The organism is Terriglobia bacterium (assembly GCA_020072565.1).
Taxonomy (GTDB): domain Bacteria; phylum Acidobacteriota; class UBA6911; order UBA6911; family UBA6911; genus JAFNAG01.
In genome coordinates, this window is record JAIQGI010000003.1 from 251,710 (window position 1) to 272,986 (window position 21,277).

The window sequence follows — 21,277 nt, forward strand, 5'->3', positions numbered from 1 at the left end:
TTTTATGGGCTCATGCGGATATTGATCGTCCTCGCTCATCCGAAGCCCGACTCATTCAATGCAGCCTTGTGCGGCGCACTGTGCGCAGGGCTCGCCGAGGCCGGTCACCAAACTGACATCGCAGATTTATATGCTGAAGGGTTCGACCCGGTGCTGCGGGGTCCGGAACTCGACACGCTGGGGACGGGCCACCCGCTCTCCGATGTGGCCGTCTATCAGAATCGCATCCTGCAGGCACAAGCTCTGGCGTTCGTTTTTCCGGTGTGGTGGTTCGGGGTCCCCGCCATTCTCAAGGGATTTGTCGATCGCGTGTTTCAGGAAGAGTTCGCATTCCGATTCACTTCCGATAGAGGGGTCCGAGGCCTGCTGCACCACGAAAAGGCCCTGGTGATCCGCACTGCCGGCGCAAGCGCGTCGTTCTATCGGCTGTTCCGTTTTGGTCGGCCGCTGGAAAAGACCTTCGATGAGTGGACTCTGAGGACTTGCGGAGTCCGCACCGTGAGGAACGTGTTTTTTCACGATGTTCTTAACGTCAGCGACGCCGCCCGCCTGCGCTATCTCGAGCGGGTGCGGCGGCTGGGCCGCGATTACTTCTGAAACTGAGCGCTGTCCTTGATGTTCGATGCGCGTAGATGCGGAAGCCGCCCGCCTCGAGGCAACGCCCGTAACCTGGGCAGGGCTTCAAGCCGGCGTTGCTCCCCGGAAGCAACCGGTGCGCGCATTCCAGAAGGGGGCTCATGGACCCTTTTGTGGAATCGCGACACCTTCAATGGAGTCGTTACTTGACGAGCCCGTCCAAGTAGTTTTTCAGAACTGCGTAGGGAACTCCGCCAATGACACGATTCTGCCGGCCCGTTTCGGTGATGATGAAAAAGGTGGGGGTGGATGTGATGCCGCGGCTCTGCGCGAGCATGATTTCCTGGTTGATGGTTGCGTCGATCGCCGGATTCGCAACCATATTCTGCAGCCGTACCAACTCGGTCGGATCCAGCGTCTTTGCCAGGACGGCCTCGATATTGCCATCCTGCGACCACTTCTCCTGCTCCGTATAGAGCGCGTCGGTCACCCGCAACCAGCGCTCCCGGCTGAGGCGCTGGGCTGCCAGCGCGAAGCGCGCAGCCTTGCGCGCAAACGGATGCATATCCAAGGGGAAATCGTGGTAAACCACGCAGATCTTGTCAATCTTGTCCTCCTTGGCGTAGTCGGCGAGAAGAGGCTTCAGAGTATCCAGATAAAATGTGCGGCAGACAGGGCATTGATAATCCGAGAACACCTCGATCTTGACCGGGGCGCCAGGCTGACCGCCGAGGTAAAGTTCCACGGGCTGATAGGCACTGGATTGGCCGGTCAAAGGCAATGCCGCCGCCAGGAGTGTGAACGCAGCCGCCGGACCGACCCAGACTCCACACAATTTCTTAAGTCCCAATCCTCTAATCATTGCCAATCCCAATTTTTGCATAAATCGTAGACTTAGTATACCTTGATCTTATCCGTTGTTCTTTTCTTGTTGCACCATAATACCGACCTCTCTATGCTGAGGGGCCAGCGCGCCCGGCTGAGGTTCGGTGGGATCAGGGCTAGAAGCACCTTGCCGGATCGAGCCATCGCGGCGCAGGTTCAAGCAGTTCGCATTTCATCATCAGGAGGACGCCGTGCGAAAGTTGTCAATCGGCCGGCTACAATTGCCGGCAGCCGCTGTACTGGCCATTGCCCTTTGTTCCTGGCCCATGGCCTCCCCGGCCGCTGACTTTTCGAAATATCATACCTATGCGGAACTGACCACCACACTTCAAAGTCTCGTCAAGGACCACGCCGACATCGCAAAGCTTGTCGAAATCGGCAAGACCCGCGAAAATCGCTCGATCTGGGCGGTGGAGATCATGAACGCTGCCGGATCGGCATCGCCAACCCGGCCGGCGCTGCTCGTGGCGGCCAATTTCGAGGGCGATCACCTGGTGGGCAGCGAGCTTGCGGTTTACATAATCGACTACCTGCTCAGCAACTATGCAACCAGCCCGCAAGTGAAGCAGCAGATCGATACGCATGCATTCTATATCATTCCGCGGATGAATCCGGATGCGGCGGAGTTCTTCTTCGCACCGGTCAAAGCGGACCGCAAGACCAACACCTCTCCACTTGACGACGATAACGACGGTCGGGTCGACGAGAACCCTCCCGAGGACCTGAATAAGGATGGTTACATCACGCTGATGCGCGTCAAGGACCCGAAAGGCCCTTATATGATCCATCCTGATGATCCTCGTCTGTTGAAGAGGGCGGATCCGCAGCGCGGCGAAGTGGGCGCTTACAGGCTCTACTACGAAGGGATCGACAGGGACAACGACGGTTTCATCGCCGAAGATGGACCGGGGGGCGCCGATCTCAATCGCAACTTCATGCACAAGTATCCTTACTACCAGACCGACGCCGGCCGCTTCATGGCCAGTGAACTGGAAACGCGTGCATTGATGGAGTACATCGGTCACCATCGCAACATCGCTGCCATGCTCACCTTCGGCGAGAGTGACAATCTCATCGCCGGACGGAACGGGGACAATGCCCCGCCCCAGACGATCGACCTCTTCAACTTCGCCCAGCAGGGCATAGCCGAGGCGAGAAGAGTCGGCATGTTCCAGGCCGGAGGCGGAGGAAGAGGCTTTGGGATGGGTGGACGGGGAGGTGGGGGCATAGATCAGGTTGTCACCGGTGCTCGGGGTGCGGCCGGGGCAGCCCCCGCGGCGGGCGGGCGAGGAGGCGGCCAGGGTGGGCAGCGCCCGGCAGAGACCATCAATCCTGGCGACGCAGAATACATGCAGACGATCGTCGACAAGTACCGCGAACTGACCGGGCTGCGCAGCGATCCTCCCGTCCGCACGCCGGCGGGCGCGTTTTTTGAGGTCGGCTATTATCAATTCGGCGTGCCTTCTTTCTGCACCCCGGGCTGGGGTCTCCCCCAGGCATCCGCGCCGGGAGCGCGCGGCGGAGCGGCTCCGGATGTGGCCATGGGTGGCGGCGGAGGCCGAGGCATGGCAGCCGGAGGCCGGGGCGCGGGCGGTGGTGCGGCGGCCTCTGACGGCTCGGCTGCTTTTGATTTGCGCTTGCTCCGATGGATGGATGCCGAAAAGATCGACGGATTCATCAACTGGACGCCCTACAAGCACCCAACCCTCGGGGATGTGGATATCGGCGGCTTCAAGCCTTATGCTACGACCAATCCACCGGCGGCGAAGATCGCCGAGCTTGGCAAGACCCACGCGGAGTTCGCCCTGTACCTGGCATCGCTTTTCCCGAAAATTGCCGTTGCCGATTTCTCGGCAACCAGCCTCGGCGGCGGCCTGTTCCGCATCCAGGCCGAAATCGAGAACAAGGGATTTCTGCCAACCTCGACAGCGCACGGCCAGGTTTCGCGCTCGGTCAGGGCCACCATGGTCCAGCTCAGCGTCGACGCCAAGGACATCATTTCGGGCGCCCCCAAGACCAACAATGTTCCAGTGCTGGCAGGCTCCGGCCGCAGGCAGAGCTACCAGTGGATCGTCAGAGGGAGACCCGGTACCACGGTCACGCTGAAAGTCGTGGCGCAGAAGGGCGGGACGGACACAGCGACCATTACGCTGAAGTAGTCGGGTTCAACATCTTTCAGAGCAAGCGGAGACAACATGCGAATCACTTCATCGATCTTCACTCGCTGCCTCGTCCTGGTGGCCTGCCTGGCCACAGTGAGCCTCGCTCCGGCAGTGATGGGGCAGAAGGCGACGGACATCAAGGCGATCGACCAGAAACCATCCGGGTCGGACCCGCAGTTTAAGGTCAAGCTCGATTTTGATCGCTGGCATGACTGCGCGGAAATCAAGTCGGATCTGCTGCGCATGGAAAAGGCCTGGCCGAAATTTCTCAAGTACTCGTCGGTCGGCAAGAGCTACGATGGCAAAGACATGATGTGCATGACCATCAACAATCCCGACACCGGTCCGGAGCTGAGCAAGGCCGCCATGTATATCGAAGCCAACGTGCATGGGAACGAGATCCAGGGCGCGGAAATCTGTCTCTATACCGTCTGGTACCTGATGGAAAACTACGGCAGGATCGAAGCCATCACGAAGCTCGTCAACGAGCGCGTATTTTACCTCTTTCCCACGGTAAACCCGGATGGCCGCGACTATTTCATGAAGGGGCCTACCGGGGTTCAGGCGAGGGGCGGTCACGTGCCCACGGACGAGGACAACGACGGACTCGTGGACCAGGATGACATCATCGACCTGAATGGCAACGGCGTCATTGACCAGATCCGCAAGTATGTCCCGGGCCAGGGCAACTACCGAAAAAGCGCCCTCGACCCCCGCATGATGGAACCTGTGCCCCAGGGAGAGAAAGGGGACTACATCGTGCTTGGCCGGGAAGGCATGGACAACGACGGCGATGGCTTCATCACCGGCAGGATGGGGGGCGGCTACGACCCCAACCGCAACTGGGCCAGCGACTGGCAGCCCGACTACATCCAGGGTGGTTCGATGCATTACCCGTTCGAACTGCCGGAAGCCAAGGCAATCAACGACTTCCTTCTGGCTCACCCCAACATTGCCGGCGTTCAGTCCTACCATAACAACGGCGGCATGATTTTGCGCGGTCCGGGCGCCGAATGGATGGGCGAGTATTCCCGCGCGGATGTCCAGGCCTATGACGAGCTGGGCCGGAACGCAGAGCGCATCCTCCCCTTCTACCGCTACCTCGTCATCTGGAGCGGCCTCTACACGGTGCACGGAGGCTTTATTGACTGGACTAATGATGGCCTCGGGATTCTGTCCTTCTCCAACGAGCTGTGGAATAACGGGCAGTACTACACCAGCCCCGAGTTGAAGGAACAGCAGAAGGATCCGAACAGCCCGATCAACCCGCGTGTTGCCAACTACTGGTTCAACGACTATCTGGAGTTCGGCGATGAATTCACGGAGTGGAAGGAATTCGACCATCCCCAGTTCGGTAAAGTCGAGATGGGCGGAACTTGGAAGAAGACCTATGGGCGCGTGCCTCCTCGTTTCATGAACGAGGAACTCTGCCACCGCAACATGGCCTTCACTCTGTACCAGGCGGGTGAGATGCCTAAGATCAGCCTGGGAGAAAGCAGTGTCGAGCTGATCAGCGATAATGTCTATCGCGTGCGCGTCGACATCAAAAACGAACACCTGGTCCCGACCATTCTGGCAAAGGCGGCAGAGAACAATGTCGTAACCCCCGACCTTCTGACGGTTGAGGGGAAAAACGTCGAGGTGCTTTCGGCCGGCTGGGTGCTCGACAAGTTCCGGAAGATCGCGACGCAGCTGATCGACCAGCGAAATCTCAAACGCATCATGCTCCGCAATGGTCAGCCGGGCGACACCACGCGTACCATCGAGTACCTGGTGAGAGGTTCGGGCGATATCACGGTTGCGTATGCGAGTGTCAAAGGTGGAACCGCCCGCAAGACCATCGCCTTGAAGTAGGTTCTATCTTGTGGCTCCGAGGGCCCTCAGCGTAGCATTCATCTGGCCGCCCCAATCGCGGCTGGCGCGGGGATTGGCGCCGCTTGGGTGCAGGGCACCTGCGACAACAACGGGCATGCCGGACAGCGCTGCGCGTGCCCGGCTTTCGGCAAAACGGCCGATGCCGATCACCAGTCGTGGCCTCAGGCAACGGGTGAGTGCGCGCAACGCATCATCACATGCGGCAAACAGCGATGCGCGCTCCCCCGTTGGCAACCGGTCGGGCGTGCGGTTGGTGCCGTCGGCTTCAAAGAAGCAAAGGGGGCAGTAGTTCATGACGAAGAAGCGCGCGAAAAACCGGCCCGGGGTGCCATACGTGTCGCGCGCCCAGCCCCAGAGCCGGCGCCCGCTGATTTCACTCCGATGGCACAGAAACCCCTCGACCGGGCGCCGTGGATGCTCGGAACGGGGCTTGCCCACACGGCCCGTAATCCCCAGCCAGTTGCTTACCATCTCCACGTCTCCAAAAGGAACGCCGGTCTGGACCATGCCCCATGGGCCTGGATTCATGCCCACGAGCACGATTTCTCGCCGCCCCCGGCCAAAGCGGCGGAGGTATTCGGCATGAGTGGGCCAGGAGTATTCGACCGGGTTATAGACCCAGGCGATCGGCGGGCCGAACTTCTGATGCCGCAAATCGGAGCGGAGCCGCAATGCAATGTGAGCCAGATCCACGCTTCTAAAATATCACCGCATAGACTGCAGCCAAATCAGCAACCGCAAAATACATGAAAAAGGTTTTCGTCGGCATCGTATATGTCGTGAGTCCATAAAGCGACTTGATCAATCGCATCAGAAGAAACAAACACGCAGCTTTGCCTTGCGCCGGTGATGCTTTTAGAGGTTGCGGGCCGTTCGAGATTCTGCCTATTATTATACAAATGCTGTCAGCCCTGGTCCTTCAGGGCTGCGCTTCGGGGGTAGGGAGGTAACTCTCCCTTTAGAGATACCTTTTTGTGCGGGAGTGATGGAACTGTCCAGGCTCGCCGTATCAAGTAGCCCAAATGGGAGGGCATGGTATGAAGACTGTCCGCCAGATATTGCAGGCCAAAGGCTATGATGTATGGGGTGTTGACCCGGATTCCACGGTTTACGACGCCCTCAAGCTGATGGCGGAGAAGAACGTAGGGGCCCTGCTCGTCCTGCGCGGGGGGCTCCTGATCGGCATCTTCTCCGAGCGTGACTACGCCCGGAAAATGATTCTCAAAGGCAAACATTCGAAGGACACGCTCGTGCGCGAGGTCATGACCGAAAAACCGATCTGCGTAGTTCCGGGCAAAACAATCGAGGAATGCATGAGTTTGATGACGGAGAACCACATCCGGCATCTGCCCGTCATGGAAGCGGATGCGCTCCTCGGCGTAATATCCATCGGCGATGTGGTCAAGGGCATCATCGTCGAACAGCAGGGCACCATCAGCGATCTGGAGGATTACATTACGGGAAGAAGGTAGCAGCCGGTTGGTTTTCACTGAGCTCTTGTTCCCGCTTCTTCTCCCCCTTGATCATCAGGATCGAGTAGACCGGGTTTACGTCGATATCTTCCTTTCATGCCTCTGACCCGCGCCAAAATCCCGGCCCGGATGTTTGTTTCCGCGTGCTTGACGGGACCGGCAGGGTTCGGGGCTGGGAACGCCGCGCTCAAATCAGGGACAGTGAAAAAACCCTTACCTGGGTCAACAGCATCGCCCTGAATCTCTACAGAACTCAACGTCGCAGGGATCGTAAGAGGGAGGAAATACGGGAGTTTCCCATACCGCCACGAGTAAGCCTCGTCGCCATCAATGTGCACCATCTGCTCGATCAATGCCGCCACACGGATCGTGAACTTCTGGAAAAACGTTACTTCTTCGGCTACGAAATTGAAGACCTTGCCCGAGAGCAGAATTGTTCCCAGACCGCCGTGCGGGTGAGATTGATGAGGGCCAGAAGAATCCTGCGGCAGTTGTTCGAAGAAGATCCGGTCGTGACACCCTGGAGAAACGCCGCGTGGCACTATCGCTACCCTGCAGCGGAGAAACAGCCAGGACGCCGGAGCGTCAGCACGCCGGCAGACCTGGGATTGTCTTGGGGACTCGGCGCCCTGGCGGCCTGGCGGTGATTGCTCACACAGCGATTCAGTCTTTCCTGGGGCGATAGATGTGCGTGCTCTGGCCGAAGAAGGCCTCGGCAGCCTCCATAACGGTTTCCGACAGAGTCGGATGGGGATGAATGCTGAGCATCACATCCGAAGCCAGGGCGCCCATCTCGACCGCAAGCACCCCCTCGGCGATCAACTCTCCGGCGCCTGGTCCGACGATACCCATGCCGAGAACCTGTCCGTTCCCAGCGTCGAGTATCAGTTTGGTTACGCCATCCTGACGGTCCAGGGTCGCCGCTCTCCCCGACGCGCCCCAGGGAAAGCGAACCACTTTGACTCGCAGGCCCTCATCCTTGGCCCTGCTTTCAGTGAGGCCGCACCAGGCAACTTCGGGATCCGTGAACACAACCGCCGGAATTGCCCGCGGTTCGAAAGCAACTTTGCGCCCCGAGATCACTTCAGCTGCGGTGCGTCCTTCGTGCGTCGCCTTGTGAGCCAACAGCGGTTCGCCGGCAACATCTCCGATGGCATAGATGTTGGGATCCGCGGTGCGGCGCTGCCCATCCACTTTCACAAATCCGCGCGCGTCCAGTTCCACGCGCGTGTTTTTCAATCCCGCGATCTCGGAGTTGGGCTTGCGCCCGACCGCGACCAGAACGGATTCGAACATCTGGTCTGCAGCCCCGGCTCCGGCGCCTTCCAGCTGCGCGCGAATGCCGCCGTTCTCTTCCTTCATCCCTACAACCTTGGTGTCAAGCATGACAGAGTGAAACAGGCCTTCGATCCGCTTCGAGAGAATGGATACCAGGTCGCGATCCACGCCTGGGAGCAACCCTGGCGTCATTTCCACCAGGGAAACCTTCGTCCCGAGGGTGGCATAGATGGATCCTATCTCCAGGCCTATATAGCCGCCGCCCGCCACCAGCATCGTCTTGGGAATTGCGTTGAGTTCCAGGGCTGCGGTCGAGTCCAGCAGGCGTGCGCTCCGGAGCGAGATGCCCGGAAGGGTGGCGGGTCGTGAGCCGGTCGCCAGGATCGCCTTCTCGAAAGCCAGTTGCTGTTCGCCCCCGTCGTGCTTCTCGATCTTCAATGTGCGCCCGTCCAGGAACGAGGCGCGGCCCCTGATGTAACGGACCTCGCGCTGCCTCCCGAGCAGGCCGAGACCGGCGGTCAACTTGCGAACCACATCGCCTTTCCAGGAGCGCAGCCTGGCGACGTCCAGCCGGGGCTCGGCAAACTGGATGCCCCAGCGCGCAGCCTGGCGCGCATCGGCGATCACTCTTGCTGCATGAAGCAACGCCTTTGACGGAATGCAGCCCCAGTAAAGGCAGACCCCGCCGGGATTCTCCTCTTCGCCGATCAAAGTGACCTTGAGTCCGAGATCGGCAGCCAGAAACGCAGCCGCATAGCCTCCCGGACCGGCCCCTATAACTGCCAGTTGCGCCGAATCATCCTTATCGTTCATTGGTAAGATCCCCAGCACGGCAATGATTGAGTCTTGACAAACGAAGAGACATTTCGTTCGTCCATCGCATCTGTCTTTTCCCCTATCCTTCAAGCGGCAGCATGAACGGTTGTTCCAGAGCCTGCGTAATCCAGCGCAAGAACCTGGCGGCGTCGGCGCCATCAATCAACCTGTGGTCATAGGAAAGCGATAGCGGCAGCAAGAGGCGCGGCTCGAATTTGCCATCTACCATGACAGCTTCAAGCCGAGCGCGCGAAATGCCCAGGATAGCGACTTCGGGAGCATGAATGATCGGGGCGAAGTGAGTGCCGCCAATGCTTCCCAGGTTGGTGATGGTGAAAACAGCGCCTTCCATCTCCTCCATTGTGATCTTCTTACTTTTTGCCTTTTCCGCCAGCTGTACAAGTTCTACGGACAGCTCCCGGATATTTTTTTTGTCCGCATCCCGGATTACGGGAACGATCAGGCCCCGGTCGGTGTCTACCGCCACGCCAATGTGGCAGTACTTTTTGATTATGATCTGTTCTCTTTCCATATCCAGGCTCGCCGCAAAACTCGGGAAGACCTTCAGCGCCGAGGCGATGACTTTTACGGCGATGGAAGTGATGGTCAGTTTGCCTCCCGACGCTTCAATTTCTCCGGCGAAGCGCTTGCGCAGCTGTTCCAGAACCGTAATGTCGGCACTCTCAAAATTGGTCACGTGAGGGATGCTGGACCAGGAGTAGCTCAAGCTCTCCGCAATCTTGCGCCGGATCCCGGTCATTGACCTGCGCTCGATTTCCCCCCATCGGGAGAAATCCGGGAGTGCAGGCAAGGCGGCGGGGCGCAACCCGCCCGTGCCGGTGATGAGCCGCTTGGCGAAAGCCATCACATCATCGGCCAGGATACGACCCGCCGGTCCGGAGGCGGGGACCTGCTCTATGGCAACGCCCAACTCCCGTGCCAGCCTGCGGACCGTAGGCGATGCAGGCACGAGCGGGCGTGCAGCCGAAACCTCGGCCCGCTCCTCCGGGAGAGGTTTCACGCTCTTCTGCTGGAGGTGTTCAGCCGCCTGTCCAAGAGGGGTAGCCGGCGCGGTTTTCTCCGGCACCGGCGCTTCCTCCTCCACGGGAGTCTTGACGGCGTTCACAACCTCCTCTTCCACCGTAAGGAGAACTTGCCCGACCTTGACCTTTTCGCCCTCGCGCACATGGATCGCCTTGACGATGCCGCTGACCGTGGCAGGCACCTCAAAGTCGGCTTTTTCGGTCTCGAGCTCGAGAACGGGCTGGTCGACTGCAATCCTGTCCCCCACGGACACCAAGATCTTGATCAGATCCGCTGACTCAACGTGCTCGCCAAGTTCCGGCAACTTGAATTGGACGGTCATGGCTTCCTTCCCCAAAGCCACCGCGAATGCAGAAAACCTCACGAATGCACTTTCGTGGGATTCGTGGTATTCGCGGCTGGTCTTGCTTTAGGACATCATCGGATTGGGTTTGTCAGGATCAATCTTCATATCGATCATCGCCTTCTGCACGACCGCCGCCCCGATCTTCTGCTCGCGCGCCAGAGCAGCAAGTGTGGCAAGGGTGATAAACTGCGCATCGACCTCGAAAAAATCGCGCAGTGCCTCTCTGGTATCGCTGCGCCCGAAGCCATCGGTCCCGAGCGATACCAGCGGCCGCGGGAACCACCGTGAAATCGAGTCAGGCAGCGCTTTGACGTAATCGGAAGCCGCCAAGAATACGCCGGGAGATTCTGCCAGGCACGCCCTGACGTAGGGGACCCTGGGCTTCTCCGCCGGATGAAGCATATTCCAGTGTTCGACATCGTGCCCGTCCCGATACAGTTCCTTATAGCTGGTGATGCTCCACACATCGGCCGCGACATCATAATTCTCTTCGAGCATTTTCTGCGCGCGCAGCACTTCGCGCAGGATGGCGCCGCTGCCGAAAAGCTGGGCATGGAGCCTGGCATCCTTTTTCGCGGAAATCCTGAGTCGATACATGCCCTTGAGAATGCCTCCCTTGACTCCTTCAGGCATGGGCGGCATGGGATAAAACTCGTTCATGACCGTCAGATAATAGAAGACATTTTCCTGCGCCTCGTACATGCGCCGGATGCCCTCGCGCACGATGACAGCGATCTCGTAAGCGAAGGCAGGGTCATAGCTGATGAGATTCGGCAGCGGGTAAGCTAACAGGTGGCTGTTGCCATCCTGATGCTGTAAGCCTTCCCCCGCCAGCGTAGTGCGGCCCGACGTCCCCCCTACGAGAAAGCCGCGGCAACGGCTGTCGCCCGCGGCCCAGATCAAATCTCCGATACGCTGGAAACCGAACATCGAATAGAACAGAAAGAAGGGGATGGCGTTAATGCACTGAGTCGCGTAGGAAGTCCCGGCCGCAATGAATGAGCACATCGATCCTGCCTCCGTGATCCCTTCTTCGAGGATCTGACCGTTTTGAGCCTCTTTGTAATAGAGCAGGGTCTCCTTGTCGACCGGTTCGTAGAGCTGGCCGACGTGCGAATAGATGCCCACCTGCCGGAAAAGCGATTCCATCCCGAAGGTGCGTGCTTCGTCCGGGACGATAGGAACGATCAGTTTGCCGATTTTCTCATCGCGCATCAGCTTGGAAAGCAGGCGGACGAGCACCATCGTGGTGGCCATTTCCCGATCGCCTGTTCCTTCATAAAACTCCTGAAAGAGCTCTTCTCCGGGTGCCTCCAGTGACTTGCATTTCACAATCCGGGTAGGAACATATCCGCCCAGTTCTTTTCGCCGCTGCTGCAGATACTGCATCTCCGTGCTGTGATCCGGAAGCCTGTGAAACGGTGCCTCGGCTATTTCCTCGTCGGAGACCGGGATGCCGAAACGCGAACGGAATTCCCGCAGTTCTTCCTCGTTCATCTTCTTTTGCTGGTGGGTGATGTTTCTCCCTTCGCCGGCTTCGCCGAGTCCGTAGCCTTTGATGGTCCGCGCCAGGATGACGCTCGGCGCTCCCTTGTGCGCGACGGCAGCCTTGTAAGCCGCGTAGACCTTGTTCGGATCGTGCCCGCCGAGCCGCAGTCTCCGGATCTGCTCGTCGGACAGGTGCTTGACCATCTCGAGCAGGCGCGGATCCTTGCCGAAGAAACGGGTGCGGTTGTAAGCACCGGACTCGACGCTGTACTTCTGCCACTCGCCGTCCACAGTTTCTTCCATGCGCTCGACCAGGAGGCCATCACGATCCTTGGCCAGGAGTGCATCCCAGTCGCTTCCCCAAATCACCTTGATGACATTCCAGCCCGCGCCGCGAAAGATCGCTTCCAGTTCCTGGATGATGTTTCCGTTGCCACGCACGGGACCATCGAGGCGCTGCAGGTTGCAGTTGATCACAAAGATGAGATTGTCCAGCTTTTCGCGCGCCGCCAGGGTAATGGCTCCAAGAGATTCCGGCTCATCGGTTTCTCCGTCGCCCAGGAAGGCCCAGACTTTAGCGTCCGACGGTTTCCTCAGGCCCCGATCCTCCAGGTAGCGATTGAACCAGGCACGATAGATGGCCATGATCGGGCCGAGTCCCATGGAGACGGTGGGAAACTCCCAGAAATCGGGCATCAGCCAGGGATGTGGATACGAGGACAGGCCGCCTCCCTCCTTGGTTTCGCGCCGGAAGTTTTCCATTTGCTCCACAGTCAGGCGCCCTTCCAAGAACGCACGGGCATAGATCCCCGGGGAGGCGTGCCCTTGAAAGTAAATGAAATCGGGGTCCTGATGATTCTTGCCGCGGAAGAAGTGGTTGAAGCCGACTTCATAGAGGGTTGCGGTCGAGGCATAGGTGGAGATGTGCCCCCCGATGCCGGATGCCAGCCGGTTGGCGCGCACCACCATCGCCAGTGCATTCCAACGCGCCAGGCTCTTGATGCGCCGTTCGATCTCCCGGCTCCCCGGATAAGTAGGCTCCTCCTCGGCGCGGATGGTGTTGATGTAGGGGGTAGTGGCGGAATAAGGGAGCTTGACGCCTGCCTCCTCCGCGCGAATGCGCAACTGCTGCAGTATTCGCCTGGCGCGGTCGGCCCCCCCTGCCTTCAAGACGTAATCAAGAGAATCGAGCCATTCGCGGGTCTCGATCCGTTCAGATTCGGCTAACTCCTCGGCACTCGGATTCTCCATCTTCAGCCTCCGTGCTTCAAATGATAAATCCAATACCGTCTTTTGCAATACGTTGCGATGTTTTTGGACGCATGTCAAAAACTGCAACACCGCCGTTGAACTACTCCTGAATTCTCCGATCATCAGACAACTGCCTCACAGTATCACAAGGGAATGGCGTTTCGTGTAGTGGCCGTAGCGGGAAGCGTGGGTTAGAATATTTGATATGAGCGAACGGGGGAGATTCGGCGTTTTTAATGAGGGGTATGTCGCGGAACTTTACGAGCGCTATCGGCGGGATCCCGCGTCCGTCGATCCGGCCAGCAGAGCCATTTTTGAGCGATGGGCTCCGCCTCCGCCGGAGAGCATGTCGCAGCAGCCCGCCACCTTGGCGGCTCTGCCTTGCGGGAAGATCGTGGGGGCAGTCAACTATGTCGAGTCCATCCGCAAGTTCGGCTATATGGACGCCCGGATCGATCCCCTCGGGAGCCCGCCACCCGGTGACCCTACTCTAGCGATCGAATCCCACGACGTCACGGAAGACGATTTGCGCAAACTGCCGGCCGGCATCGTGGTCGGCGCGATCGCGGAGGGGAAGGCGAACGCACTCGAAGTAGTCCAAGCCTTGCGCCGGGTCTACTGCTCCAGCATCGGCTACGATTACGCTCACCTGCGGGGCCCCGAGGAACGCGCGTGGCTGCTCCAGGCGGCTGAATCGGGATGGTTCCGGCCGCCCGCCCATCCGATCGATCCCACGGCATTGCTGGAACGCCTGACAGAGGTCGAAACCTTCTCACGCTTTCTGCTGCATACCTTCCCGGGCAAATCCATCTTTTGCGGTGCAGGGCTGGACATGTTGATCCCGATCCTGGATGAGGTGATCGGAGCGGCTGCGGAGTCGGGCGTACGCAATATCCTGATCGGCATGGCGCACCGCGCGCGCGTGGACGTCCTGGCTCAGGTTCTGAAGAAACCCTACGCGCAGATTCTGACGGAGTTCAAAGATCCTATGCGAGGCCGCAACTTCCGTGAGGATCTCGGCTGGACCGGCGATGTGAAGTACCACGCAGGCGCGCGCCGCGCGTTGGACGGCGGCAAGCAGATCAATGTGGTGATCGCAATTCCGCCCAATCCAAGTCACCTCGAGGCCATCGATCCGGTGGTCGAAGGAATGGCGCGGGCAGCCGGCACGGATGCGGGAGATCCTGGATCGCCACGCTTTGATCCCACGCGGATGCTTCCCGTTCTGCTTCATGGTGACGCCAGTTTCATCGGCCAGGGAGTTGTGGCCGAGACACTCAATTTCGAAAGGCTCCCGGGCTATACCACCGGCGGCACCGTCCACATAATCGTCAATAACCAGTTAGGATACACCACCACGACCGCGGAATCGCGCAGCACACTCTATGCCAGTGATCTCGCCCGAGGGTTCAAGATTCCCATTGCCCATGTAAACGCCGACGATCCGGAAGCCTGCGTCGAAGTTGCACGCCTGGCGTTCGCCTATCGCGCCCGCTTCCATCGTGATTTCTTGATCGATCTCGTGGGTTATCGGCGCTACGGACATAATGAGGGTGATGAGCCGCGCTTTACGCAACCGCTCATGTACCAGAAGATCGACTCGCACCCGACGGTCCGCGAGATCTGGGCCCGGACTCTCCTGGAGAGGGGGGGTGTGGACCAAGGCCTGCCCGATCAACTCCTGCGCAAACACACGGAAGCGCTTCAGCGCGCCTGGGAACAGCTTCGGCCGGAAGAAGTGCTCGTGGAACCGACTCCGGCTCGTCCTCCCGCCGGCGCCGCACGCAAGGCACGAACCGCGGTTGCCGCGGAACGCTTGCGCGAGCTGAATCGCGCGCTCCTCGAACTGCCGCACGGCTTCACGCTTCACAGCAAACTGGTGCGTGCCCGGGAACGACGTCGAAAGGAACTTGACGATCCGGATGCCAAAACCATCCACTGGGCCACTGCCGAAGACTTGGCATTCGCTTCCATTCTGGCAGACGGCATCCCCATACGCCTGACGGGTCAAGACGTCGAACGAGGAACTTTCAGCCAGCGGCACTGTGTGCTCCACGACCTGAAAACCGGCGCATCCTTCACGCCGCTTCAGGCTCTGCCCCAGGCCCGAGCTTCGTTCGCAGTCTTCAACAGCCCGCTGACGGAAAATGCCGCCGTGGGCTTCGAGTACGGCTACAGCCTGCAGGAGCCGTCCCGGTTCGTGCTCTGGGAGGCACAATACGGTGACTTCATCAACGGGGCACAGGTCATGATCGACGAATTCATTCTCTCCGCCCGTGCCAAGTGGGGGCTGATCCCTTCTCTGGCCCTGCTGCTGCCGCACGGCTTCGAAGGTCAAGGGCCCGATCATTCGAGCGCCCGGCCGGAGCGCTTCCTGCAACTCGCCGCTGAAACCAACGTGCGCGTCGCCAACTGCACGACCGCAGCCCAGTATTTTCACCTGCTGCGCCTGCAGGCGAGCCTCCTGAAAATCGATCCCCTGCCGCTGGTCGTGATGACACCGAAGAGCCTGCTGCGTCACCCGCTGGTTGCCTCTCCGCTCCGCGATCTCGCGGAAGGAAGCTGGCAACGCGTGATCGACGACGCCCATGCCCGGCGCACCCCGGAAGGGATAAACCGGCTGATTCTATGCAGCGGCAAGATCTACGTCGACCTGGTCGGGAGCAGTTATCGGGGAAAGAACCCGGCCATCGCCATTTGCCGCCTGGAACAACTTTGCCCGTTTCCACAAGAAGAGCTGATGCCGGTGCTCGATGGCTACCGCAACCTGGAAGAGGTAGTCTGGGTACAGGAGGAGCCCGAGAACATGGGCGCATGGGATTTCGTGCGCCCGCTTCTGCGCCGGCTGATTCAGGGACGCTGGCCCCTGCGCTATGTCGGCCGAAGCCGGAGCTCCAGCCCTGCCGAGGGATCTGCAGCGCGACACGCGCACAATCAGGATGCGATTGTGCGCCAGGCTTACAATCCGCGCCTCGACATCGGCCAGGAAGACATGGTGCTGATCGAGAAACTGTAACTCTACCTGGAGAGACGGATCATGCCCGTGAATCTTGTTGTGTCCCAACTGGGTGAGTCGGTTGTGGAAGCCACCGTAGGCCACTGGCGTAAAGCCGAAGGAGACTTCGTCAACCCGGGCGAAGTCGTCGTCGAGCTTGAGACCGACAAGGTGGATCTCGAGGTCGGCGCGACCCATGCCGGCGTGCTGACCCGTATTGAGCGCAGTGAAGGCCAAACGGTCAAGATCGGCGACGTGCTCGCGGTGATCGCGGAAGCCGCGCCCGGTCCCGATGCAGGGCCGGAGAAGCCGCGCGAGACCCCGACCGTACCTCCGGAGAGAACCCCGGCGAAGGAAACTCCATCGCCCGCACCCCGGACTATGCCCGGTCCGGAACCGACAGCCACTCCAAGATCGACTCCTTCGGCACGACGGCTCGCGCTCGAGAAAGGGGTGGACTTGCGGCAAGTGCCGGCCTCTGACGAAGGGGCGCCGATTACGCCGGCGGATGTGGAGGGATACGCAGATGCCGGGGAGGACAGAACGGAGGCTGCCCTTGCAGCCGGGGCTCCTTCCATGGTACCGGCTGCTCCTGTCGAAGAGGCGCCGGGAGAGGAGCGGATTCGCATGTCCCGCCGCCGGCTCACCATCGCCACGCGTCTCGTGGAGGCACTGCGAACCGCTGCGATGGTCACTACCTTCAACGACGTCGACATGAGCGCCGTTCTGGAACTGCGCCGGCGGCATCAGGATTCTTTCCGGCAACGCTACGGCGTGAGTCTGGGCATCGTCTCCTTCTTTATCAAGGCCGCCATCCCCGCGCTGCGCACCTTCCCCCGTCTCAACGCGGAGATCCAGGGGGATGAAATGGTGCTCAAACATCATTACGACATCGGTATGGCCGTCGGCGCCGCCGAAGGGTTGGTCGTGCCCGTGCTTCGCAACGCCGACCGCATGTCGTTCGGCGCGCTCGAGCAGGCGATCAAATCATTCGCCCGCAAGACCGAGGACGGAACGCTCACGCTGGATGACCTGCGCGGCGGGACCTTCACCATCAGCAACGGAGGCGTGTTTGGCTCCCTGCTTTCCGCCCCGATCCTCAATCCGCCTCAAGTGGGCATCCTGGGCCTGCACAGAATTGAGGAACGTCCCGTGAGCTTCGCGGGCGAGATCCGGATCCGTCCCATGATGTACCTGGCCCTCAGTTACGATCACCGCATCGTGGACGGGCTGGAGGCAGTCCGCTTCCTCAAACGCATCAAGGAACTCGTCGAGCACCCCGAAGATCTGTTCCTGGAAAGCTAGACACAAGCAAAGAGGGATGAGGCACCTCACTCATTACTCAGCAACGTCTTTATGAAAATCAGCGCCGGCTTGCTCATGTATCGGTTTCGCGACGGAAACCTCGAAGTGTTTCTCGTCCATCCGGGTGGGCCGCTCTGGCAGAAAAAAAACGATGGTGCCTGGACCGTCAGCAAAGGAGAACTGGCACCGGGCGAGGAGGCGCTGGAAGCTGCCGGCCGTGAATTCGAGGAGGAAACAGGATTCATACCTCACGGGCCGTTTTTGGAGCTGACACCGATCCAACAGAAGGGCGGCAAGATCGTCCGGGCCTGGGCTTTTCCGGGCGACTGCGATCCGGTCAGGATAAAAAGCAACACCTTCAGCATGGAGTGGCCGCCGCACTCCGGCCGGAAGCGTGATTTTCCCGAAATCGATCGCGCCGCGTTTTTCGGCATCGAGGAAGCGAAGCGAAAGATCAATCAGGCGCAGGTTGCGCTGCTGGACGAACTGGTTCGGAAGTTTGCGGGTAAAGAGGATTAGCCGCGGATTCCATGGGTAGCATGAAATCATGGGAAAGAGACTGAACGCCCGTTCCCAGGATTCCGATGCGATGCGCGTGCCGCGGGGCCAGGTGCTTGGCAGCGATAGCGCCAGCGACGGCCGTGCGCACGTCGGTAAGGTAGCCCTCATCCAGGAGAACGCTCGCGAGCGCTCCCGTCTTCTGATAAAAGAGCAGCATGAGACCGTTGCTCGAATGGAGGTTCATTTCCGGATTTTGATAGAAACCCCTTGATCCCAGTCGCAAAATCGAGTTCGAAGGGGTGGACCGCTATCCCTCACATGAGGGATAGCGGCAGGCAGCGGCGCTCCAGAAGCGCTCACCGTAACGCTCGACGACCTGGGCATTGCCACTCGCGGATAGCTGTCTTAACGCCTCCTCCACCTGCCCCGGAGACCAGGATTCCAGCGCACGTCTCAAATCCTCCTCTTGCATCGGGTGGCGGCTGATGATGGCGAGAACGGCATCCGCTACGTTTTCATATCCCGACAGGTCTAATGTGCCGCTCGAGGCCTGGACGACCTGCGCCTGGCTGCCGAGGATAGCCGCCGCTCTCTTGAGCCGGTCTTCATCCGGAAGTTGCACGTTTGGCTCCGCGGGGGGGCGGCTGGGGAGGCTGATGTGCACCTGATCCGGATGAATGCGCTGTAAGGCTGCGGCAATCTCCTGCAGCGCCTTGTCGCCGTCGTTGATGCCCTTCATCAGCATCACCTCCATCCACAGCTTGCCGCGATACTCCCGGCGGAAATCAATCAATCCATTCAGCAGCAACTCGTAGCTCAGAGCGGGCCAGGGACGATTGATCCGGCGATAGAGCCGCGCGTTTCCCGCATCGAGAGATGACAGGACGGCGTCGGCAACCCTGAGATCTTCCCGAACCTCGGGCAGGTGCAGGAGCGAGCCATTGGTGATTACAGCCACTGGAATGTCAGTCGAGCTCTTGATCTGCCGGATCAACCATCCGATACCGGAGTGCAGGGTGGTCTCGCCCGAGCCGACGAGCGTTACCCAGTCAATAGCCCCCGGCTTGTGTCCAGCCAGCACCTCACGAACTTCGGCCAGGATGCTGGCGCGAGGAGAATATTCGCGGCGCTCATTCGAGAGCGGAACCGTGCGGCCCAGCTGGCAATAAACGCAGTTCCAGTTGCAGACCTTTACCTTGAGTGGCAGCGGATCAACCCCGAGCGATTGCCCCAATCTGCGCGAAGGCAGGGGGCCAAAAACGAACCCCATTTGTGAACGTTCCCCTCCCATCCGATGGATGATGATTATAAGGAAAAAGTATGCGCCCGAGACGCGCGCCGTTCCACCGGAATTTGAAAACCACGAAAGACGCGAAACGCATGAAAAGAGTTTCGTGGTGACCGCTTGACGTCCGCATTCCAACACAGCCGATGGCGCTACCGGCGGAAGTAACGCGGCCCTGTCTGTAGAATCCACTTCTTAACGTCGAAGGGGGATCCCATAGTTCGAGACTCGATGGCCATGGCGAATCAGGCTTCTCTTCAGATCCTCTTCGTCTTGAACTTCACCACGACGGGGATGAGAGGCACGCCATCTTCACTCTGGAACGCCGTGTTGCTGTCGGCATTGAGGCCGAACTCGTAGTTCCAATCCGGTCTGAGCTCGACGGGCATGGTGAAGATTCTTCGCGTCGCGTCGAAATACACCTGCCCCGTGAGCTTTGGGAAACCGTTCTGGCCGCCGACAAGGATGACAGCCCAACTCCCGTCCCTCATCGCCCGGTCAAACGTGACGGTAATTGTTTTCAGTCCCGGGTCCACGTCCTGGGCGCCGTTCGCCGGGTTCATGGATACGATCTTAGGAGCCTTGTCCCGGATGGCGTCCCAGCGGGCAGCGACCCGCTGCTCGTGATCGGCGATCTTCCGCGCGATCTTGCCGGCATAGTCGTTGAAAAACGCGGTGATCCGGGGGGAAAACGCCTCCAGAGTCGGGTATCGCGCTCTGTTTTTTTCATATTCGGCCATCAGATCAGCCAAGTCGCCCACCCACAGAAACGACCTCGATTCCTCCGTCTGGACGGCCCTGCGCGCGGCCTCGGGGCCATCGAAAGTCTGCGTGTACCGGACAACGCTGGCCCGCACCAACGACTCGTACATCATCGTTTTCCAGTTTCCATAAGCCTGTTTTCCCATGTCCTGGGCAACGAAAGGAAAGATTTTTTCTCCTGCGGCCTTGAGTTCGGCCTCATGCGCGTCCACGAGCGGGTTTGTGTAGGAGTGGATGAACTCGTGCATGACGAGAGGGACGACGGTGTTGTCGAAGCGCGGCTGCCCTTGCAGGTCGGTGAGCCAGACGCCGGGGACGGCAAAGATTTCCATGCCGTCCGGCATTCTCGCATGAACGCCGTAACTCGAGCCGCCATTCACCATGCCCAGGATGACGGCCAGCCGGATGTCCGGCCGGGCGCCGAAGAAGCCGTGCAGCCAATCGATCCGGCCCGATTCTGCCAGCACTGCTTTCATGCGTGAGACCGCAGTCTCATAAAGCGGCTGGTGGGCTTCGATGAACGACGCGAAATTCGTGTCCTTCACGAAGCGCCGCGCCGCGGCCAGAAACTCTCGCGCTCCCGCGAGCGTCCACCTCTTATCCAGGCCTTCCGGATAAGGGTTGAACGGGACCTTCTCTTTAAGGTCGGCGGCATCGGTAATGTGGACCGCCATGCTCATCACGGCGTCGAACGATACCCCCTGTCGTTCCAGCAGCTTCACGGCCGTCAACACGGCGGGATGGTTTTTATACCTGCCGAAATAGTCGTCGATATCCTTAATGTAGGACGGGACGCGACCCCGCGAATATTCTGGATTTCCCGCCAGGCGGAAGATGATGCTCATCAGCTCGACCCGCGGATCAACCATGACCTGCACACCGGCTTTGGTTCCGAACGATTGATCGGCCTTGAGACAAAATGCTATCAAAAGCATAAATATTGCCGCGCAAACACAGGCGGCCTTGTGCGCCGTCTTTGGATCTCTCATCTGGCGTCCCTTTCCGACCTGGTTGAAGAGCAGAAGCACAATCACCCACTCCCGCGCCGAGGACTCTACACTAAGATGTTGAAATCCCTACTTTCACTGCGCACGAGGTTTTGGCGAAATTTACCGGCCAATCGGGACTCTGTAGAAGGAAAATGAAGTGAGATCACCATGGGTAGTGCTGGCTGTGACTGAGGTGGGTTATTCTCTTTCAGGTGCCGTTTTGGCTCGCATACTTGAAAGAGGAAGG

At 59.6% G+C, this 21,277-nt stretch carries 16 protein-coding genes; 8 read left to right on the top strand and 8 right to left on the bottom strand.

Features of this window, described 5'->3' with window-relative positions:
- Positions 1-12: 12 nt before the first annotated feature.
- The gene (locus tag LAP85_03040; protein MBZ5495352.1) at positions 13-597 is read left to right on the top strand and encodes an NAD(P)H-dependent oxidoreductase; all 585 of its coding nucleotides are present in this window, start codon (positions 13-15) and stop codon (positions 595-597) included.
- A gap of 181 nt (positions 598-778) precedes the next feature.
- Here the strand turns inward: LAP85_03040 and LAP85_03045 are convergent, their stop codons facing one another.
- The gene (locus tag LAP85_03045; protein ID MBZ5495353.1) at positions 779-1,438 is read right to left on the bottom strand and encodes a DsbA family protein; all 660 of its coding nucleotides are present in this window, start codon (positions 1,436-1,438) and stop codon (positions 779-781) included.
- A 214-nt stretch (positions 1,439-1,652) separates the two neighbouring features.
- On the opposite strand from LAP85_03045, the gene LAP85_03050 reads away from it, so the two are divergent.
- Together LAP85_03050 and LAP85_03055 are read left to right on the top strand one after the other, a co-directional pair.
- Positions 1,653-3,620: a hypothetical protein gene (locus tag LAP85_03050; GenBank protein MBZ5495354.1), complete on the top strand. Its 1,968-nt coding sequence runs from the start codon at positions 1,653-1,655 to the stop codon at positions 3,618-3,620.
- Positions 3,621-3,656: 36 nt separating this feature from the next.
- Positions 3,657-5,477 carry a peptidase M14 gene (locus tag LAP85_03055; GenBank protein MBZ5495355.1) on the top strand — a complete coding sequence of 607 codons (1,821 nt, stop codon included), beginning with the start codon at positions 3,657-3,659 and terminating at the stop codon, positions 5,475-5,477.
- 3 nt (positions 5,478-5,480) lie between these two features.
- Here the strand turns inward: LAP85_03055 and LAP85_03060 are convergent, their stop codons facing one another.
- Positions 5,481-6,191 carry a single-stranded DNA-binding protein gene (locus LAP85_03060; protein ID MBZ5495356.1) on the bottom strand — a complete coding sequence of 237 codons (711 nt, stop codon included), beginning with the start codon at positions 6,189-6,191 and terminating at the stop codon, positions 5,481-5,483.
- Between the two features lie 344 nt (positions 6,192-6,535).
- On the opposite strand from LAP85_03060, the gene LAP85_03065 reads away from it, so the two are divergent.
- Together LAP85_03065 and LAP85_03070 are read left to right on the top strand one after the other, a co-directional pair.
- A complete protein-coding gene (locus LAP85_03065) occupies positions 6,536-6,970 on the top strand; it encodes a CBS domain-containing protein (GenBank protein ID MBZ5495357.1) in 435 nt (144 codons plus the stop codon).
- 143 nt (positions 6,971-7,113) lie between these two features.
- Positions 7,114-7,617: a hypothetical protein gene (locus LAP85_03070; protein MBZ5495358.1), complete on the top strand. Its 504-nt coding sequence runs from the start codon at positions 7,114-7,116 to the stop codon at positions 7,615-7,617.
- 16 nt (positions 7,618-7,633) lie between these two features.
- On the opposite strand, the gene lpdA is transcribed toward LAP85_03070, so the two are convergent.
- The 3 genes from lpdA to aceE form a co-directional block, all read right to left on the bottom strand.
- Positions 7,634-9,061 carry a dihydrolipoyl dehydrogenase gene (gene lpdA, locus LAP85_03075; GenBank protein MBZ5495359.1) on the bottom strand — a complete coding sequence of 476 codons (1,428 nt, stop codon included), beginning with the start codon at positions 9,059-9,061 and terminating at the stop codon, positions 7,634-7,636.
- A gap of 82 nt (positions 9,062-9,143) precedes the next feature.
- The gene (locus tag LAP85_03080; GenBank protein MBZ5495360.1) at positions 9,144-10,430 is read right to left on the bottom strand and encodes a 2-oxo acid dehydrogenase subunit E2; all 1,287 of its coding nucleotides are present in this window, start codon (positions 10,428-10,430) and stop codon (positions 9,144-9,146) included.
- A gap of 87 nt (positions 10,431-10,517) precedes the next feature.
- A complete protein-coding gene (gene aceE, locus LAP85_03085) occupies positions 10,518-13,193 on the bottom strand; it encodes a pyruvate dehydrogenase (acetyl-transferring), homodimeric type (GenBank protein MBZ5495361.1) in 2,676 nt (891 codons plus the stop codon).
- Positions 13,194-13,398: 205 nt separating this feature from the next.
- On the opposite strand from aceE, the gene LAP85_03090 reads away from it, so the two are divergent.
- Genes LAP85_03090 through LAP85_03100 form a run of 3 tightly spaced genes read left to right on the top strand, consistent with a single transcriptional unit; the run spans position 13,399 to position 18,012 of the window.
- Complete coding sequence (locus LAP85_03090) at positions 13,399-16,209, top strand: 2-oxoglutarate dehydrogenase E1 component (GenBank protein ID MBZ5495362.1); 2,811 nt, start codon at positions 13,399-13,401, stop codon at positions 16,207-16,209.
- 21 nt (positions 16,210-16,230) lie between these two features.
- Positions 16,231-17,493, top strand: a complete 1,263-nt coding sequence (odhB, locus tag LAP85_03095) for a 2-oxoglutarate dehydrogenase complex dihydrolipoyllysine-residue succinyltransferase (protein MBZ5495363.1) — start codon at positions 16,231-16,233, stop codon at positions 17,491-17,493.
- A 51-nt stretch (positions 17,494-17,544) separates the two neighbouring features.
- Positions 17,545-18,012 carry an NUDIX domain-containing protein gene (locus LAP85_03100; GenBank protein ID MBZ5495364.1) on the top strand — a complete coding sequence of 156 codons (468 nt, stop codon included), beginning with the start codon at positions 17,545-17,547 and terminating at the stop codon, positions 18,010-18,012.
- Here LAP85_03100 and LAP85_03105 read toward each other — a convergent pair.
- The 3 genes from LAP85_03105 to LAP85_03115 form a co-directional block, all read right to left on the bottom strand.
- Complete coding sequence (locus LAP85_03105; GenBank protein MBZ5495365.1) at positions 17,948-18,238, bottom strand: hypothetical protein; 291 nt, start codon at positions 18,236-18,238, stop codon at positions 17,948-17,950. The two genes, LAP85_03100 and LAP85_03105, sit on opposite strands and share 65 nt — an antisense overlap.
- 63 nt (positions 18,239-18,301) lie before the next feature.
- Positions 18,302-19,264, bottom strand: coding sequence for a radical SAM protein (locus LAP85_03110; GenBank protein ID MBZ5495366.1), 963 nt, complete (start codon positions 19,262-19,264; stop codon positions 18,302-18,304).
- 272 nt (positions 19,265-19,536) lie between these two features.
- A complete protein-coding gene (locus LAP85_03115) occupies positions 19,537-21,075 on the bottom strand; it encodes a DUF4932 domain-containing protein (protein MBZ5495367.1) in 1,539 nt (512 codons plus the stop codon).
- Positions 21,076-21,277 lie beyond the last annotated feature (202 nt).